The 18,147-nt window shown below is 62.0% G+C and carries 14 protein-coding genes; 5 read left to right on the forward strand and 9 right to left on the reverse strand.

Features of this window, described 5'->3' with window-relative positions; translation table 11 throughout:
* Positions 1-22: 22 nt before the first annotated feature.
* On the reverse strand, positions 23-7,063 hold the full coding sequence (locus AC07NR_RS14105) for an NEL-type E3 ubiquitin ligase domain-containing protein (protein WP_495078799.1): 7,041 nt from the start codon (positions 7,061-7,063) through the stop codon (positions 23-25).
* A gap of 178 nt (positions 7,064-7,241) precedes the next feature.
* Between AC07NR_RS14105 and AC07NR_RS14110 the strand changes: the two genes are divergently transcribed.
* Complete coding sequence (locus tag AC07NR_RS14110) at positions 7,242-8,369, forward strand: sensor histidine kinase (RefSeq protein ID WP_248738497.1); 1,128 nt, start codon at positions 7,242-7,244, stop codon at positions 8,367-8,369.
* A 5-nt stretch (positions 8,370-8,374) separates the two neighbouring features.
* Here the strand turns inward: AC07NR_RS14110 and AC07NR_RS14115 are convergent, their stop codons facing one another.
* Together AC07NR_RS14115 and AC07NR_RS14120 are read right to left on the reverse strand one after the other, a co-directional pair.
* Complete coding sequence (locus AC07NR_RS14115; protein ID WP_119429418.1) at positions 8,375-8,680, reverse strand: chaperone modulator CbpM; 306 nt, start codon at positions 8,678-8,680, stop codon at positions 8,375-8,377.
* 23 nt (positions 8,681-8,703) lie between these two features.
* Positions 8,704-9,654, reverse strand: coding sequence for a DnaJ C-terminal domain-containing protein (locus AC07NR_RS14120; protein WP_248738498.1), 951 nt, complete (start codon positions 9,652-9,654; stop codon positions 8,704-8,706).
* 292 nt (positions 9,655-9,946) lie between these two features.
* Here AC07NR_RS14120 and AC07NR_RS14125 point away from each other — a divergent pair, with 292 nt between their 5' ends.
* On the forward strand, positions 9,947-11,221 hold the full coding sequence (locus AC07NR_RS14125) for an Hsp70 family protein (protein ID WP_495078800.1): 1,275 nt from the start codon (positions 9,947-9,949) through the stop codon (positions 11,219-11,221).
* 61 nt (positions 11,222-11,282) lie between these two features.
* Here the strand turns inward: AC07NR_RS14125 and AC07NR_RS14130 are convergent, their stop codons facing one another.
* The 3 genes from AC07NR_RS14130 to AC07NR_RS14140 form a co-directional block, all read right to left on the reverse strand.
* Entirely contained in the window at positions 11,283-12,296 is a 1,014-nt protein-coding gene (locus AC07NR_RS14130; RefSeq protein ID WP_085711192.1) for an AI-2E family transporter, read from the reverse strand.
* A gap of 98 nt (positions 12,297-12,394) precedes the next feature.
* The gene (locus AC07NR_RS14135; protein WP_065258819.1) at positions 12,395-12,700 is read right to left on the reverse strand and encodes a PsiF family protein; all 306 of its coding nucleotides are present in this window, start codon (positions 12,698-12,700) and stop codon (positions 12,395-12,397) included.
* A 63-nt stretch (positions 12,701-12,763) separates the two neighbouring features.
* Entirely contained in the window at positions 12,764-13,558 is a 795-nt protein-coding gene (locus AC07NR_RS14140; protein ID WP_085711295.1) for an AraC family transcriptional regulator, read from the reverse strand.
* A gap of 98 nt (positions 13,559-13,656) precedes the next feature.
* On the opposite strand from AC07NR_RS14140, the gene AC07NR_RS14145 reads away from it, so the two are divergent.
* On the forward strand, positions 13,657-14,550 hold the full coding sequence (locus AC07NR_RS14145) for a DMT family transporter (protein WP_248743049.1): 894 nt from the start codon (positions 13,657-13,659) through the stop codon (positions 14,548-14,550).
* Here AC07NR_RS14145 and AC07NR_RS14150 read toward each other — a convergent pair.
* The 3 genes from AC07NR_RS14150 to AC07NR_RS14160 all read right to left on the reverse strand — a co-directional run bounded on the left by AC07NR_RS14150 (position 14,547) and on the right by AC07NR_RS14160 (position 16,473).
* On the reverse strand, positions 14,547-15,437 hold the full coding sequence (locus AC07NR_RS14150; protein ID WP_495078801.1) for an alpha/beta fold hydrolase: 891 nt from the start codon (positions 15,435-15,437) through the stop codon (positions 14,547-14,549). The two genes, AC07NR_RS14145 and AC07NR_RS14150, sit on opposite strands and share 4 nt — an antisense overlap.
* Positions 15,438-15,528: 91 nt before the next feature.
* The gene (locus AC07NR_RS14155; protein WP_011332220.1) at positions 15,529-15,834 is read right to left on the reverse strand and encodes a DMT family transporter; all 306 of its coding nucleotides are present in this window, start codon (positions 15,832-15,834) and stop codon (positions 15,529-15,531) included.
* Positions 15,835-16,473 carry an FMN-dependent NADH-azoreductase gene (locus AC07NR_RS14160; protein WP_495078802.1) on the reverse strand — a complete coding sequence of 213 codons (639 nt, stop codon included), beginning with the start codon at positions 16,471-16,473 and terminating at the stop codon, positions 15,835-15,837.
* A 108-nt stretch (positions 16,474-16,581) separates the two neighbouring features.
* Here AC07NR_RS14160 and AC07NR_RS14165 point away from each other — a divergent pair, with 108 nt between their 5' ends.
* A complete protein-coding gene (locus tag AC07NR_RS14165; RefSeq protein ID WP_432218422.1) occupies positions 16,582-17,511 on the forward strand; it encodes a LysR substrate-binding domain-containing protein in 930 nt (309 codons plus the stop codon).
* Between the two features lie 91 nt (positions 17,512-17,602).
* A complete protein-coding gene (locus AC07NR_RS14170) occupies positions 17,603-18,133 on the forward strand; it encodes a ferritin-like domain-containing protein (protein WP_085711185.1) in 531 nt (176 codons plus the stop codon).
* The last annotated feature ends 14 nt before the right edge of the window (positions 18,134-18,147 follow it).

Below are 18,147 nucleotides of genomic sequence, written 5' to 3' on the forward strand. Positions count from 1 at the left end.
GACGACCGGGGCTGCCAACGCCTCAGCGGGTTGAAGTGTCCATCGAGTACCGCGAAGTTCCGGGCCGCTCATCGTCGAGCCCGACCATCACCGGCTCGCCTGTTTCCAGGCGCGACAGGGCAATCAGTTGCTGGTTGCGCTCAATACTGCGCTCAACCTCAAGTATCTGTACCGCCTCCTGGTACGCCATGCTGGTCACGTCTTCGTATTCATCCTCGAGTCGTTGCAGCTTTTCATCCGCGTTGCGCTTGAGCGCGTCAAGTTCAGCCGGGTATTTCTCGGTCAGGTACTGAACCCAGTAATCACGGCTGATCAGTTCTTCATAAAACTGCTCACTCGTTTCGGCTCGCATGACCGCCGCGCGGGCCGCTACCAGATCATCGCCCCTGAGCGGCCGGGCAAACCGCATGTGACTGGGTTGCCCCGGCAGTTGCAGACCGTCCTCCCAGCCTGACGTCAGACCGATTCGATACTGCAGACGCACTTCCGCCGGATCGGCGTGACGGCCCATGCGGCGGGCCGCGAGTTTTTCCACCTGCCCCAGGCGAAACAGTTGACGCGACAAATCGAGCAACGCCCGACCTTTCGCTGCAAGACCTGGCTGCAGGTGCCGCAAGGCGTTGTACTCATACACCTTGACCTCGATCTCGCTGAGCGCCAGGGTTCGCCCGTCGACACAGGTCGTGTGCGTGGTCGCCATGGAAAACAGCGTGTCACGCAGCTCCTGACTGTCAGCGGCCGCCTCGACGATTCCCCAGACCCGTCGGGTCAGATCGGCGCGAAAAACCCGGAACTCTTCGGTGTCCGGCATCCGGGAAAGCAGATGGAAGAAGGCTTCGTTGTCGGGTTCGGCAGCCAACCGCTGCCACATCGCCCGATAACGCCCGGCGTCCTCCTCGGGGAGGTTTTCAATCCACGGAGTCACTTGCTGCTCAAGGACCGTTTCGGCCAGTGCCGGAAGGACCTCATCAGGTTCGCTTTCGACCTCCAGCTCTTCGGCATCGCTTTCGGTGGTGCTGTCCATGTCATCGATCATCCGGTCGATGTCGGCATACGTCAGGCCCAGCACGTCACGCCGTCCATGGGCATCGGCGTATTCACGCAGCCTGAGCAGACTTTGTTGCGATATCTCGTAGTTTTCCGCCAGGTTGCTTCCGGCCAATAAAGCCGCATGGCTGCCGTCATACAACGCTGTGGGGATCGATGCGATTTCATTGTTGCTCAAGTCGAGCATTTGCAAGCGTGGGGCTTGCAATAAGCCCTCCGGCCAGGCGGTAAGCAGGTTATCGCTCAGATCCAGCCGCTCCAGCTGCCCGAACCCCGTGACACTGAAGGAACGCAGGCTGTTGTGGCTCAGGTCCAGCCACTGCAACTGTGTAAGCGTCTCCAGCGCCAGCCCCGCAGCAGCGGAGTCCGCAAGGCCGGTGAGCGACAGTTCCAGCTGCTCCAGCTGAAGCATTTGTGTCACCGGCTCGGGCACCGCCGGCAGGTGATTGCCGCTGAGGCTGAGGCGGCGCAGGTGAGTGAATGCCCTGAGAAAACCGCTGGAGCCTTGCGAAGTAAGTTTGACACCCCCGAGATTCAGGCTATTCACCGCCGCGAACGTTGCGCCCGGCTCGGGCAGGTTGCCCACCTGCAGACCGTTGAGGTCCAGCTCGCGATCCGCAACACCATTCCAGTCGACCGTGCCTTCGCGCCAGCATTCCATGATGCGCTGTGCGGCAAGTTGGCGGGTGCGCGATGACACGACCCAATCCATGCCCCGGGTTTCATGGGTGAACAGCCAATCGTTCAGACGCCGCGTCAGGGACTCGAAGTCGCGGTCCCATGCGTCGATTTGCTCACCAATCTGCACCTCGGTCAGTCCCGCGACCTGCATCCGCTCGATGGCCTGTTGCGCCCGGGCGCTGTCGTACTGCGGGCGCAGGCGCTGGACGCGTGCGACCCAGCCCGCCGGGCCTTCGACTCCCAGCGACGGCGGTAACGGCAGCAATCGTCGGGCAATGACCGAGCCACTTTCGGTGGGCGGTGTACGGTGACGCGTCTCTTCCAGCGCAAAACGCTGCAATGAACCGGGAACCAGGCCTCGATTCTCTTCAATCCTCTGCCGCGCAGTGGCAAGAGCTGCTTTGGCTTGCGGATTCAACGGAGTGCCGGTCAGGCTGGTATCGAGCAGTAATGCATCACGCGCCAGCAGCGCATCCGGCAGCGAGGTCAACCGGCTGTCACTGAGGTCCAGCCAGGTCAGTTCCGGCAGCTCCTCGATACCGCTCGGCCATTCGCGCAGGGCCGTGGCACTCAAGTCCAGCGCCATCAGGCGATTCATCCCGCGTACGTCGATCCTGCTCAACGGGTTGTCATGCAGATTCAACGTTTCAAGCGCCGGCAGATCACCAGGCTCCAGTGGCAGCGCCGACAAATCGCAATGGCTCAGGTCCAGGGTATCGACATTGCGAAACGTACGGATGAACCCGCGCAGTTGATCAACCGGAGCCTGCAATCCTGCCAGGTGCAAGCTTCTGACGTGGGTGAAACCTTCAGCGGACAAGGTCGGCAGGCTCTCCACCGGCGAGCCGAGAATATCCAGCACCGAGGCATCATTGGGCAGGCTCACATACAAGTTGTAGAACAGGCTTTCGGTGCGCGCGCCATAGCGCTGGAACAACCCGCTGCGCCAACTGCTTCTCAACGCCTCGGCCACCGCCGAGCGTGCTGCACCGCCATTTGACACTGTCGGCTCGGAGCCGACCCATTCCTGAAGCCGGTTCAGCTCACTGAATTGCTCACTCAAGGTTTCGATCGCGGCGAAACGACTGCCGACGTCCGTCCACTGCGCCTTGAACCCGGTACTCAAGACATCGAACAGGCTCGGTTCCATGCCGACAAAACGCTTGAGTTCGCCGCGACAGTAGTCGGCGACCATTTCATCCAGGTCGAGCAGATGCCGAGGCTGATTCCGGACAAACTCATAGATCGGCTTGAACACCCGACGCGGAAATTTCGACCAGTCCAGTGACAGACCGGACAACAGTCGTTGATGGCCTTCATAGATTTCCATCGGCAGGGTATTGATCGCGGTCGATCGCAGATTCAGGCGCTCCAGTCGCGGCAGATCGAGAACCCCCTGCGGCCATTGGTGCATCTGCGGACTGCCGACTACGAGCCGGCGCAACTGCCGCATGCCGCCGACATCGAGTGTCATCGGCACCACCGGATTCACTCCGCTGGCGGTACAGCGCAGTTCCAGTTCTTCCAGCCGGGTCAGCTCCCGCACACGCGACGCCACCTGGCCGGTAATCGGCGTGGAGAGTTTCAGGCGGGTCATGTGTCGCAGTGTTTTCAATGTCGCGAGCACTTTGTCGAACTCCGCCACACTCGCGCTCAGGGCGAGTTTCTCGACATTGGGAAACGCTGCAAGCGTATCGCCGACCAGCGGGGTATGCAGTGTCAGTTCACGAACGTGGGTAAAGTCCGCCGTCAATGACGGCAGAGGTGCGTCACTGACCAGCGTCAGGCGGGCCGCGTGCGGACTGTGTTCGGCCAGCGGTGCATTGCGCCAGCAGTCCTTGATGCTTTGCACCACGTTGACGAACTCGTCACGGGTAGTGCGCAAACGCAGGTTCTGCGCCATCAACCATTGATCGAGTGTTGTCTCCAGCTCCCGCCACTCGCTCAACCGGTTGTTGAGCAGATGAAAAATCTGTTGATCACTCCTGCCCGCCCGCCATTGTTCAAGAATGAAACCTCGGGCCTGGGCGTCATTCAAGCCCGGATAAACGTTCTGCACGTGAACGGTCAACGCCTGACTCGGCCCCGGGCCGTCGCCACTGGCGGGATAACCGAGCACGCCGGGTGCGATGCGTCGCGGTGGTTTGAACCATGGTTTGTCGACGCTGCCCACCCGTAGAGTCCGGGCCGACTGGCTGCGTTCGGCGAGCGCCCGTTCGATGATCGTGCGTTGCAGATCGTTGCCCTGCCAGGCATTCGGCAGGCCCAGCCCATGACGTGCCTCATCGGGCAAGGCATGCATCAACGAAGCGTAAAAATTGTCGCCTTTGTGCGGGATGCTGTTGAGCGGCTCGTCACGTTCATTGACAGCCTGATAGGCATCTCCGTACTTGACCAGGTACTTGCGAGTCGAGGCGGTTTCGCTGCCGATGGCGTCCAGCATCGGGCCGTTGATGCTGCCCTCACGGATTTCCAGACGCACATCATTGGACCAGCCTGGCAGTCGTCCCAACGTCTGCAACGCGAGATGGCGGCTGTCGGCAGAAGCCATGGTTTCACTGCGCAACCCGGCCAGAGCCCGGGTCAGGCGACCTGTCTGGCCATACCAGCGACCGAGCTCCTGCAAATGCAACGGAATCTTCGCGGTGCTGTCCAGCCTCGCCAGCTCTCCTGCGCTCGCCTGACGCAGGACAGCGGATGCCCCTTGCTCGGTCAGGGCGGGGAAAATCCGTTGCAGCTTTGCCGTCCGGGCTGACACCGGAGCAGCACCTTTGAGCAGGCTGTCGAACAACGCAGGCTGACGGGCGCTGGCAAAGTCGGCAATTTGTCCGGCGAGTTCCTGCGTCCGAGCCGCCCGAACGCGTGCAGGCTCGCCACCCAACAGACGAACCGTCTCGGCTTCATCCAGCGCCGCGAGAATTCGCGCCGGCAACGCACCGCTCAGCACCTCGGCCCGGCTGATCCGGATCGGTGCCTTGCCCCCGCGCTTCACCCCGTAGCCGTGCGCAGTGCCCGACAGATCGGCAGCATCGTAGACCTTCAACTGCCGCCCCCACGGCCAGCGTGGCATGTCGGGCAGCAGCGGCAGCACCTGCAGATAGCGATCATCAATGGGTTGTCGTCCTGAAATCTGCTCGACGATCAGTCCGGCATCCCGCTCGGTGTTGAACAGGCGCATGGCCTCCACCAGCTCCGGGGGTGGCAAGGCATTGTCCAGGTGCATCTTGCGCAGGGCGCCATCGCTGACACCGGCCATATCGGCAAGGGTCAGCAACTGCTCGTCAGCGAAAACATCAGTGCTGTGGCCGATGCGCCGCAGGAGTGTCAGCCGGTCCCACTCCTGCGGACGCTCGAGCGTATGTCGCCAGGCGCCGGCGCCGTTGTGGGCCAGCGGCGGTTGATAAGCCTGCGGATCGTCCGGGTGATTGATTCGCCATGCCTTGAGCGACTCGTCGTAAGTCTGCCGGTACGTCTTGCCTTCAAGCCGAATGTAGTGGTTTTGCCCGACCCGGTACTGCCCCAGTGCGTTTGGTGCCGCACGCGAGTCCAGAGTGACCGGACTGTCGTAGCCGTGCAGGTCAGGCTTCCACAATCGGGTCGTGCCGTCTGGCATCTGTACCTGATGCAGGTTCTCGATGACCGGTGTCGATCTGGCAGCAGTCAGCCGGGCAAGCCCCTTGCCGGCCCCCGCCATCAAGGCAATCAACGCGAGGTTTTGCGCGACATCGATCAGGTGTCCCTTTGCAGCCTTGCGATCCCCCTCACTCCACTCGATGGCGCCTTCAAAGGTTTCTTCGAGCAGTTGCCCGGTCATCACCACCATCATCACTTCGCCCAATACCGGCACGAACATCGAAATGCCGGTCAGCACCAGCATGCCGATGTTCAGCAGCGCGGCGAGCTTTTCCGAGCGCACTCTGGCATCGACATCCGCCGTGGGTACCGCATGGCTGCGAGCATCGGCAATCAGGCGCTCACGATGCTGGTCGAACAGGTAATTCCACAGATCGACATTATCCGCCCAGATCCCGTGGCCCTTGCGGGACAGGTCCACCGGATTCAGATATGGATCCACATTCGGCACCTGCGCGACCGGTGACGCCGGCGGCAACTCACGAATCCCGGTAAGCGCCGCGTTGATCGGGTTGAGGGCCTTGAAAATCTCATTGAACAGCGGAGCGTGGGGCTCCAGTCTCTGTGCGAATGTCCGGTCGGGCGTGTCGTCGGTGAACTGACTGAAAAAGCGTGGCCGGTCAGCATAGGCGACGAACTGGCTGAAAAAGCGCTGGTAGGCATTCGGCTCTGCGGGATGTGCCTGACTGGCGTCTTGCGCGGTGAAGCGCTGCTTGAACATCGCCTCCATCTCCCGGCCCTTGTAGCGTTTGAGCGGGTGGAAAGGATCGCTCGGGACATAGAGGATCGAGTCGTCGCTGTAGCGGTACTTTTCGCAGATCGTGAACAGTACGCAGCCGGTCATGCGCCGGCCCATCAGTCCCAGATCACGAAACCAGATCTGCCGATGACCCTGACGGGGCGACAGCTCGCCATTGAGGACCGAGCGAATCGAAGCGTAGTCTTCGCGCCCGATGTCGCCCTTGACCAGGGCCAGTTCGGAAGCCGCACGCAGGGCGGTCTTGTGCGCGTCGATGAATTTGTCGCGCAGCACATGTTCGGCCACCGCATCCCTGGGGTGCAGGAAGTCCTTGAGATACGCCTGATACTTCGCCCCGATGTCCAGTGAACGGCACAAGCCGGTGAACTGTTCGACCGTGAGACGGGTACTCAACGGTTCCAGGGTTCCTGGTGTCGAGGTTTCGAGGCGAAATCCCGATGTGCGATGAAAGGCCCCGTTTTTACATTCACGGGCTTCGAAGTTATGCAGGGCTGCCTGTAGCAAGGGCAGCTTCAAGACTTCGAAAAAATCGATTTCAATGGCGAAAATGCCCATCTCCACCGGTTTGTTCAGGACCAGCCAGGTCTTGTTGACATCCAGCGTCACGTTGAAACGGTCCTTGAGCGCCTGGGTCAGCAATGGCGCGGCGAAGCTGTCGATGTCCTGAAAGGTCGACATGGCCTTGTCCAGGCGCGACCGGGCGGCGAGGCTGGCGGCCGCAGCATCACCCACGGCCTTGCGTTGCTCGCGGGAGGCGCGCCTGGACCATTCCGGCGGGACGGCGTCGGCATTCTTCAATGCCTCGCGCTGACGCATAGGTGCATTGATCAGCCACTCGGGGCTGGACTGCTGAAGCCAGCCGGCGTGCAGGCTTTGCGTCACGAACGGACCCGGCGGTGCAAGATTGTCCGGAGAAGGTGAAGCGGCGGGGATTTCGGACATGGTTTCGCTCCTTGAAATGGAGCGAAAGCAGACCATGGAGAACCGCCGGGGCTGAGGTACATATGTCTTGTCGCAAGACGTCTTGTCAGCGGAAATTTCAGACCCGAGCGGCGCTTTCATTCCCGCGCAAAGGGGCTAATATTCGAACGCCCCGCCTTGAATTTCCAGGAACCCGGACATGCGTTTATCCGAATTCATCCGGCAACACGCGGATCACATCGTCGAGGAATGGGAACAGTTCGCCAGGACCATCACTCCGGCGGCCGACACTCTGGACCAGGCGGCGCTGCGCGACCATGCCCGGGCGATTCTGCTGGCCGCCGCACGCGACATGGAAACCGCACAGACCGCCAGCGAGCAGCTCGCCAAGGCCAAGGGCGAAGGGCCGGAGAAAACCCCGAGCCTCGACGAGGCCGGCGCCAGCCACGGTGAGCTGCGCCATACCGTGGGCTTCGACCTGGTGCAGATGACTTCGGAATTCCGCCACCTGCGCGCCTGCGTGATCCGCTTGTGGGTCGGCACGTTGCAGTCGCCGGACATGGCGTACTTCCAGGACATGATCCGCTTCAACGAAGCCATCGACGAAGCCCTCGCCGAATCGACCGCCGCCTACGCCGAGCAGGTCAACCGCTCGCGCGACATTTTTCTCGCGATCCTCGGCCACGACCTGCGCGCACCGCTGCAAGCGGTCAGCATGTCGACCGAGCTGCTGATGCGCAAAACCACTCTGGAAGGCGATGCGCTGACCTGCGCATTGAATATCAAACACGGCGCGCGGCACATGGCGGCGATGGTCAGCGATCTGCTGGAACTGGTGCGCAGCCGCCTCGGCAAGAGCCTGCCCATCGAACCGGCGCCGATGGATCTGGCCGACACGGTGCGAGCGGCCATCGCCGAAGCCTGCGCCGGTAATCCCGAATGCGATCCGACCCTGAAGATCGACGGCGATACCCGAGGTGTCTGGGATGCCGGGCGGCTGGATCAGTTGCTGCAGAATCTGATCGGCAACGCCCTGCAGCATGGTTCGAATCCGCGAGAAGTGATCGTGACCCTGCGCGGCGAGAACGACGCGGTGCATCTGTCGGTGCACAACTATGGCGAGCCGATCCCGGATGAAGCCATCGGCACGATTTTCGATCCGCTGGTACGCAGCGCCGACGAAGAACTTGGCCAGCCATCGACCAGCCTCGGTCTGGGGCTGTTCATCGTCAAGGAAGTGGTGACCGCCCACGGCGGGACGATCGAAGTCAGCTCAAGCGAAACCGAAGGGACGCTGTTCAGCGTAATGCTGCCAAGGAAGACCTGAAGCGGTCACTCGACCACCAGCCGCCCCAACCGCTGACGGAGCATGCGGTTCTCGGCCCGCAGTTCCTGCACTTCTTCCAGCAGGTCCAGCGCCAGGGCGACGCCTTCCCATTCCAGCTCCAGGTCGCGCCGCAGCTTGGCGGCGCGTTTGGCCAGGGCCAGTTCGTAATCGGTGAAGCGCCATTCCCGGGGCTGTGCGCCCTGAGGTTCGAGGATGCCGTGTTCGACGATTTCGATCACGTAGACGTCCGACAGATCGGCCGCCTCACAGAATTCTGCCATGTCCAGTTGAACGATCAGGGGGCTGCTCATGATGGGCTACTCCGTCGTCAGTATCAGAAGTTCTCTCGCGGATTGAAGGCGGCCTTCTTCGCCAGTTCCTGCCACAGCGCCTTGACGTCATCGCCGGCGGCCTTCGGCATCACGGCCTTGAGCTGGACGAACAAGTAACCGCGTTCGCCGGCCTTGTTCTGCAGACCGTGGCCCTTGGCGCGCATGCGCTGACCGTTCTGGCTGCCGGCCGGCACCTTGAGGTTGATCTTGCCGGTCAGGGTCGGCACGGCCACTTCGGTGCCCAGCGCCAGTTCCCACGGAGCCAGCGGCAAGGTGATGATCAGGTTTTCGCCTTCGACATCGAATTTCGGGTGCGGCGCAAAACGGATGGTCAGGTACAGATCGCCATTGGCGCCGCCACCGATGCCCGGTGCGCCCTGGCCCTTGAGGCGGATGCGCTCGCCGTCGGTCACGCCCGCCGGGATCTTCACGTTCAGGCTCTTGCTGGTGTTGCTGACGTGCTGGCCGCTGGCGTTGTATTGCGGCACCTGGAAGCTGATCTTTTTCGATTCGTTCGACAGGGTTTCTTCCAGGAAAATCGGCAGTTCCAGTTCCACGTCTTGCCCTCGGCGCCCGGCGCTGCGGGATTGCCGGCCAGCGCCGCCACCGAAACCGGGGCCGCGATTGCCAAAGATCGAACTGAAGAAGTCCGAGAAATCACCCGTTTCGCCACCACCGCCACCGAAGCCGCCACGGCTCTGCCAGCCCGGCGGGCCCTGGAACGGCTGACCGTGCTGGCCGTAGCGACGCAGGTCGTCGTATTCGGCGCGCTTGTCGGCACTTTTCAGCGCTTCATAGGCTTCCGAGGCGTCCTTGAACTTGGCCTCGGCGTCTTTTTCCTTGCTGACATCGGGGTGGTATTTGCGCGCGAGCTTGCGATAGGCAGCCTTGATTGCCTTGTCGTCAGCCGTCGGCTCCACGCCGAGTATCTTGTAATAGTCTTTGAAGTCCATCGAAGGAATCACCATCCGTTATCGATTTCGCGCCGTTGCCAGCATGCGCCGATTCGCGCAAGGCTGGTTGACCGATCTCAAGGTTGTGACCGGGTGGCGCAGCAGAAGTTTATCGGCAGTGGACGGCGGTTCTTGCGACCGCCGGTGTGTCTGCCGGCCCATGCCAGCAAGTTTGGGGCAAAGCGCCGACTTTCAAGCAAGCTTAGACGCGAAATAGCGGATGACCGGCCTTCGAATCTGTCGCGCACTGACATACACTGCGCGGCCGTTTTTTTGACCGGAACCGAAAGACATGAAAGACGCCTCTCCAGCCCGTGCCTGCGGCATCGACTTTGGCACGTCCAACTCCACCGTCGGCTGGCTGCGCCCCGGCATGGAAACGATGATCGCGCTGGAAGACGACAAGATCACCCTGCCGTCGGTGGTCTTCTTCAACATCGAGGAACGCCGCCCGGTCTACGGTCGCCTGGCGCTGCACGAATACCTGGAAGGCTACGAAGGCCGGCTGATGCGCTCGCTCAAGAGCCTGCTCGGTTCCAAGCTGATCAAGCACGACACCAGCGTCCTCGGCACCGCGATGCCGTTCAAGGACCTGCTCGGGCTGTTCATCGGCCAGCTCAAGAGCCGTGCCGAAGCCGCCGCCGGTCGTGAGTTCGAGCAGGTGGTGCTGGGCCGCCCGGTGTTCTTCGTCGACGACGATCCGCTGGCCGACCAGGAAGCCGAAGACACCCTGGTGGAAGTGGCGCGCAAGCTCGGTTTCAAGGACGTGTCCTTCCAGTACGAGCCGATTGCCGCGGCCTTCGACTACGAGTCGACCATCGAAAAGGAAGAACTGGTACTGATCGTCGACATCGGCGGTGGTACGTCGGACTTCTCGCTGGTGCGCCTGTCACCCGAGCGTCGGGGCATGGATAACCGTCACGACGACATTCTCGCCACCGGCGGCGTGCACATCGGCGGGACCGACTTCGACAAGCAACTGAGCCTGCAGGGCCTGATGCCGCTGTTCGGCTACGGCAGCCGCATGAAGAGCGGCGCATTCATGCCGACCAGCCACCACATGAACCTGGCGACCTGGCACACCATCAACTCGGTGTATTCGCAGAAATCGACCCTGGCCCTGGGCAGCATGCGCTACGACATCGAGGACACCGGCGGCATCGACCGTCTGTTCAAGCTGATCGAACAGCGCGCCGGGCACTGGCTGGCGATGGAAGTGGAAGAAACCAAGATTCATCTGACCCACAACGACAGCCGCCACGTGCCGCTGGACCGGATCGAGTCCGGGCTGAACGTAGAGTTGACCCGCGCCCTGTTCGAGTCGGCCATCGAGGCGCAGCTTGAGCGGGTGCGCGGCAGCGTCACGCAATTGCTGGCGGACGCCGATGTGGCGGTGGGTCAGGTCGATACGGTGTTCTTCACCGGCGGTTCCAGCGGTATCCCGGCGCTGCGCAACAGCGTTTCGGCGATGTTGCCGAACGCGCGGCATGTGGAAGGGAACATATTCGGCAGCATCGGCAGCGGTCTGGCAATTGAAGCCATGAAGCGTTATGGCTCGATGAACTGACACCACGCTGAGGGTTCCCACGCTCTGCGTGGGAACCATCTGACAAGGATCTTCGCTGTCCTTAAACCATCCCGCCCAGCTTCAACTCACTCTTCAGATACGCGTAATAGATCGGCCCCGCCACCACCCCCGGCAGGCCGAACGCGGCCTCGAACACCAGCATCGCCAGCAGCAACTCCCAGGACTTGGCACTGATCTGCCCGCCGACGATGCGCGCGTTGAGGAAGTATTCGAGCTTGTGGATAAAGATCAGATAACCCAGCGCGGCAACCGCCACCCAGATCGACAGCGACAGGCCGACGATGGTGATCAGCGTGTTCGACATCAGATTGCCGATCACCGGCAGCAGACCGAGCAGGAACGTCAGCACGATCAGGGTCTTGGTCAGCGGCAGCTTGATCCCGAACAGCGGCAGGATCACCGCCAGGAAGATCCCGGTGAAGAAGGTGTTGAGCAGGGAAATCTTGATCTGTGCGAAGACGATGTTGCGAAACGCCTGAACCAGCAGGTGCAGACGGTCGAACAGTGCGGCCGCCAGCGGCTTGCGCTTGGTGACGTCCGGCACACGCTGCAAGGCAATGATTGCGCCGAGCACCATGCCGATCAGCAGGGTCACGAACATATGCGCCGCGTCCTTGCCCACCAGTTGCAGCTCGGACAGATGCTTGCTCGCCCATTCACCGATGGCCACGCGGAACTCGGCGGCGCTGGCGGGCAGGTAGCTGTCAAGGAACGGCGGTAGTTGCCCGCGCGCACGGTCAACCACACCCATGAATTTGTCGAGGGAAGCCCCGGGATTTTCCGCCTCGTGCAGCAGGAAACTGATGGCCCCGGCAAAGATCAGCGCCAGCACACTCACCACCAGCGTGCCCAGCAATGCCACTGCCAGCCAGCGCGCACGGCGGCCTTCGATCAGCCGTTGCAGTTGCGGAGTGAGCATGTTGACCAGCTCGAACACCAACAACCCGGCCAACAGACTGGGCAACAAGCGCAGCGGCAATACCAGCAGCAAACCGCCGAAAATGATGATGCAACTGACCCAGAACACAACATGACGCTCAGAAAACGTTGGCATACAGCCTCAAAACGAACGGCGTAAAAGGATTGGCAGTCTGCCAGCGATCCGGCGCCGAAGCGAGCGGATGCCCTGCCGCTCGCTGCGATCTGTCGATCTTATTTTTTCTTCAGGCAATCACTCATGAATGCCTTGCGCGCGTCGCCGGTCAGCGCCTTGGTCTTGGCGTCGGCATTACAGGTCTTCATCTTTTCCTGCTGCGGGGTCAGGGTCTTGGCGTCATTGGCCGCCGGCGCTGCCTTCAGGCAAGTGCTCATGAAGGCTTTGCGCTCGTCGCCCTTGAGGCTCTTGGCCGTGGCGTCGGCGTTGCAGGTGGTCATCTTGTTCTGTTGCGCCGTGGCGGCGAAACCCTGGGAGCACAGCAGCAGACCGATCATCAACAAAGGGACACGCAGCATCTTCATGGAGTTTTCTCCTTGTCGCCGCATCGATGGATACGGCCTCCGGCTGAGTGTAGTCAAAGCTTGTTACACCTTCCTGCTCTCCAGGTGACTGCGCCGGTATTGCTCCGGCGTGCACCCGGCCTGACGGGCGAACATGGCGATGAACGCCGAGCCGCTGCTGTAACCGAGATCGAAGGCGATTTCCTGCACGCTGCGCGAACTCTCCAGTGCCTCGATGGCGGCGAGATAGCGCAAGCGCTGGCGCCATTCGCCGAAACTCATCCCCAGCTCCCGCACGAATTGCCGGGCCAGGGTGCGCTCGCTGACATGCACCTGCGCCGCCCAGTGCGCCAGCGGCTCGTTGTTGCCGGGCTCGGCCTGCAGGGTTTCGAGGATGGTCAGCAGCCCGGGGCTGCTGGCGTACGGCAGATAACACTGATGAACCGGCGCCTGGCGCAGTTGATCCACCAGCACCTGGGCCAGACGCTGGTCGGCGTCGAACGCGGGGATCTTCACATCCCGGGCGGCGAAGTCCTTGAGGATGGCCTTGAGAATATCGCTGATCGCCAGCGTGCAAGCCTGCGCCGGCAAGTCCGCGCAGACCTCGGGCGCCAGGCACACCGCCCGATAATTCACCGGCTGATGACTGTAGAAACTGTGCTCGACCTGCGGCGGCACCCACACCGCATATTGCGGCGGCGACATGAAGCGGCTGCCGTCGACATCCATGTGCAGCACGCCGTGGGCCGCGTATTCCAGCGTGCCCCACGGGTGGCGGTGCGGCGCGGCGTATTCGTGGGCGTTGAAGTCGGCATAGCGGAAATACACCGCCGACGGCAATTCGCTGAAATCCAGCAGATCGATGTGTTTACTGTTCATGCTGTCCGGAATCAGGGGCGGGTTGTCAGGTTCGCAGTATAGGCCTGCATCCAGACAGGGGATAATCACCGTTCATCAACGTACTGGTTTCTCCTCCCATGCAATACGCGTTTCCCCTGCTGGCGATTTTCATCTGGGCCGGCAACACCGTGATCAACAAGCTGGCCGTCGGTGCGATCTTCCCCGCCGAAATCGGCTTCTACCGCTGGCTGCTCGCCGGGCTGCTGTTCACCCCGTTCATGCTGAAAAAGGTAATTGCACACTGGCCGCAGATCCGCCCGAACCTGGGCAAGATTTTCATCCTCGGCGTGCTGGGCATGGCGGTCTATCAGAGCCTGGCTTACTTCGCGGCGACCATGACCAGCGCCACCAACATGGGCATCATCCTGTCGTTGATGCCGTTGATGTCGCTGGCCATGGCAATCATAAGTCTCGGCCAGCGCCTGACCGCCGGCGCGCTGGTCGGTGCGGTGCTGTCATTTGCCGGTGTGCTGGTGGTGGTGTCGTCCGGCAGCCTCGGCGCATTGCTGCAACACGGGGTGAACCTGGGTGACGCGATGATGCTGATCGCCACCCTCGCCTACGCGATCTACAGCACGCTGCTGAAAAAATGGCAGCTGCGCCTGCCGCCGCTGGTGTTGCTGTACCTTCAGGTGCTGGTGGCGGTGGTGGTGCTGTTTCCGCTGTATGCCGTGTCGCCGAAAACCGGCCTGACCCTGCAGAACATTCCGCTGGTGCTGTACGCGTGCCTGCTGGCCTCGATGCTCGCGCCGCTGGCGTGGATGCAGGCCGTGCAGCGTTTGGGGCCGAGCCGGACCACGCTGTTCTTCAACCTGTTGCCGTTGATCACCGCGCTGATTGCTGCGGTGGTGCTGAAGGAACAACTGGCGATGTATCACCTGGTGGGCGGCTTGCTGACCTTGGGCGGGGTGATTCTTTCCGAGCGCTGGACCACCGTCCTCGGCCGCTCCCGCACTCCAAGCGCCGCCTAGACCCCGGCGGCTTTCAACCGCGCCGCGTGCTCAACGAACAGCCGCACCGGGTCCGCGCCTTTGCCGACCAGTCCCAGTGACTGGTTGACGATGTCGAAGTGATCCATCGGGTAGTCATCACCGATGACCGTACCGAGGTGCGAGCTGAAGCGTCCGACCATGCCGTCGCACTGTCCCGGCTCGCGCACGAAGGTTTTGGCGAACAACCGGCAACTGCGGTTGGTGCCGTCGAACAGGTTGCCGCCACGGTCGGTCTTGCCCGGCTGCAAGGTGCCGGACCACGAGTAATAGCGCACGCCGTTGACCTCTTCCGGCCCGTGCCCGCCCCACGTTTCCGGCAAGCCCTGTGGATAACGCTGGTTGAACAGCGCCACCCCTTCAGTGGTCAGGGAGTTGTGCGAAGCATGGATATCCACCGGCAGTTTCGGTCCGTGGTAACCGGTTTCCATAATCGCCATCAGCCAGCCGACAAAACGCAACAGCGCCTCAAGAATGCGGCCCCGGGCGCTGTCTGCCGGATAGTGTTTCGCCAGATAGTCGGCCAGTTCCGAACCGTGATTGGGCCCCGCCACCGAAGTCACCGATGCCACCAGATCCGGGCGCTTCGCCGCCGCATAACGCGCCGTCAGCGAACCCTGGCTATGGCCGAACAGATTGACCTTCGCTGCACCCGTCTCGCGCAGGATTTCATCGATCCGCGCCAGCAGCTGCTCGCCGCGCACCTCGGTGGAATTGAGCGGCGACACCTGCACCGCAATCACTGTCGCCCCACCCCGGCGCAACGCTTTGATGATCCCGTACCAGTACGGGTACAGCACCAGACGGATGAAACCGAGCATTCCCGGCACCAGCACCAGTGGATAACGTGTGGCCGAATCCTGCGACATGGGCAGACATCCCTGTGGTCGGTGGGTGGATGCATGACTTGCAAAACGCCCGCCAAGCATCCTCCTCGATGATGACAAGTCCACGACCAGCCTACTTCAGCCCCACCACCCCCGCCACAATCAGCCCCACCGACAGCAACTTCACCAGCGTCAGGCTCTCGCCCAACAGCGCGAAACCGAGAAACACCGTGCCGAGCGAGCCGATGGCAGTCCAGATCGGATAGGCGATGCTCACCGGCAGCTCGCGCATGGCCAGGGTCAGGAAATAAACCCCGCCCACCGCCGCGACCACGGTAATCAGCGACGGCCAGAGCCGGGTGAAACCTTCGGCGTATTTCATGCCCATGGCGAAGGTGACTTCGAACCCGGCGGCGATCAGCAGAAACAGCCAGGCCACCTAGAACTCCCGGGCCAGGTCGAGCAAGCGCTGCTCGGCCTCGGCCACCGACACCGCAAAGGTGCGTTCGGCGGATTCTTCGCCCTCGGCCGCGACCACCGTGACGTCGTTGATGCCGATGAATCCCAGCGCCGTGCGCAGCCACGGATCGGCGTGGTTCAACGCTTCCAGCTCGCCACCCGGGCCAAAACCGAAGCCACCGCGACTGGTGACAATCAGCGCTCTCTTGCCCTTCAGCAGCGGCGTGTACTGGGCCACGCCGTTGTCCAGGGTGTGGTCGAACGTCAGACCCAGACGCACGATCTGATCCACCCAGGCCTTGAGGCCGCTGGGCACGTTGAAGTTGTACATCGGCGTGGAAATCAGCAGCAGGTCGTGATCGAACAACTCGCCCACCAGTTGATCGCTGAGGGCCAGGTCGGCCAGCATCGACAGCGGCCGCGCCTCGGGCTCCGGATAAAACGCTGCGGCGACAAACGCCTCGTTGACCGCCGGAATCAGTGCCCTGCCCACTTCACGGCGAGTGACTTGCGCCTGCGGATGACGGACTTGCCAGGCGCTGAGAAAACTTTCCGCCAGGCGCCGCGAATGGGAACGCTCACCGCGTGGGCTGGCATGGATCGCAAGAATCTTGCTCATCTGAAACTCCTTGGGACTAGACTTGAGTGACTGTGTGGCGCCAGATTGCAGGCATCACCCCTTCACTTCAAATGAGCAATAATCAGTCTGGATGAATTGATTTCATCCGTGGAGTTTTCCATGTTCGCCTCACTGCCACTGACTGCCCTGCGCGCCTTCGAATCCGCCTCACGCCTGTTGAGCTTCAAGGCGGCCGCCGAAGAACTGGCGGTGACGCCGACGGCGATTTCCCATCAGATCCGCTCGCTGGAGGACTGGCTCGGCGTGGCGCTGTTCGAACGCCTGCCGCGTCAGGTGCGCCTGACCGAGGGCGGCGAGCGGCTGTTCCGCAGCCTGCACGGCGCGCTATTGGAAGTGGCACAAAGCGTCGACACCCTGCGCCCGCAGCGCAGCGGCAGCAGCCTGACGCTGTCGACCACAGCGGCGTTCGCCGCCCTGTGGCTGGTGCCGCGACTGGGGCGGTTTTACGCGAAACACCCGAACATCAACGTGCGTCTGGACACCCACTGCGAAGTGATCGACCTGCATCAGGACGCCAGTGTCGATCTGGTGTTGCGCTACAGCCTCGACGATTACCCGAACCTCTACGGACTGTGTCTGTTCGATGAATCGTTCGGCGTTTACGGCTCGCCGGAGCAGGTGGCGCTGGCCGCCCGTCGCACGCCATCGCTGATCAGCGTGCACTGGCACAACTCGAAGCTGTACGCCCATGGCTGGGAAGCCTGGTGCGGCAAGTCCGGGGAGAATTGGATGAATCAGCATCCGGTGATCCGTGAATACGACGAAGAGCACTACGCCCTGCAAGCGGCCATCGCTGGGCAAGGGCTGGTGCTGGCGAGCAATATTCTGGTGTCGGAGAGCGTCGCCAGCGGTTTGCTGGTGCCGTACAAGGGCGAGGTGCAGGTCGATGGCGCGGGCTACAGCGCACTGTGCGTGCCGGGGCGCGAGCGGCATCCGCCGGTGCGGGCGTTCTTCGCCTGGCTGCAGGAAGAAGCGCAGTTGTCCGGACTGTCGCCGAGATCGCCGAAAAATACATAAAACTTTTTGCAGCGCGCATCACTCACAACCTGGGTAGCGATCACGTCGGCAGAACGTGGCGCCAAATCGGATTAGCCTCCAGGAGACTGAAATGAGTGACCTGCATTTGTCTGATGTTCAAACCCTGCGCGAGCGCGCACGACAACACGTCGAAAACGGCGCGGTGACCGAAAGCTACAGCGCCAATCGAGAAGAAGTGCTGCGTCTGCTCAATGAATCGCTGGCCACTGAACTGGTCTGCGTCTTGCGCTACAAGCGCCACTACTTCATGGCCAACGGCTTGAAGGCCAACGTCGCCGCCGATGAATTTCTCGAGCACGCCACTCAGGAAGCGGCTCACGCCGACCGCCTTGCCGAGCGCATCGTGCAACTGGGCGGCGAGCCCGAGTTCAATCCGGATCTGCTGTCGAAGATGTCCCACGCGCAATACGTGGCCGGCAAAACCCTGAAGGAAATGGTCTACGAAGACCTGGTGGCCGAGCGGATCGCCATCGACAGCTATCGCGAGATCATCCAGTACATTGGCGAAAAGGATCCGACCACCCGGCGGATCTTCGAAGATATTCTGGCCCAGGAAGAAGAGCATGCCGATGACATGGCGGACATTCTGAAAGACCTCTGATTCTCCAGATCCAA

It is taken from the genome of Pseudomonas sp. GW821-FHT09C09, assembly GCF_059418105.1.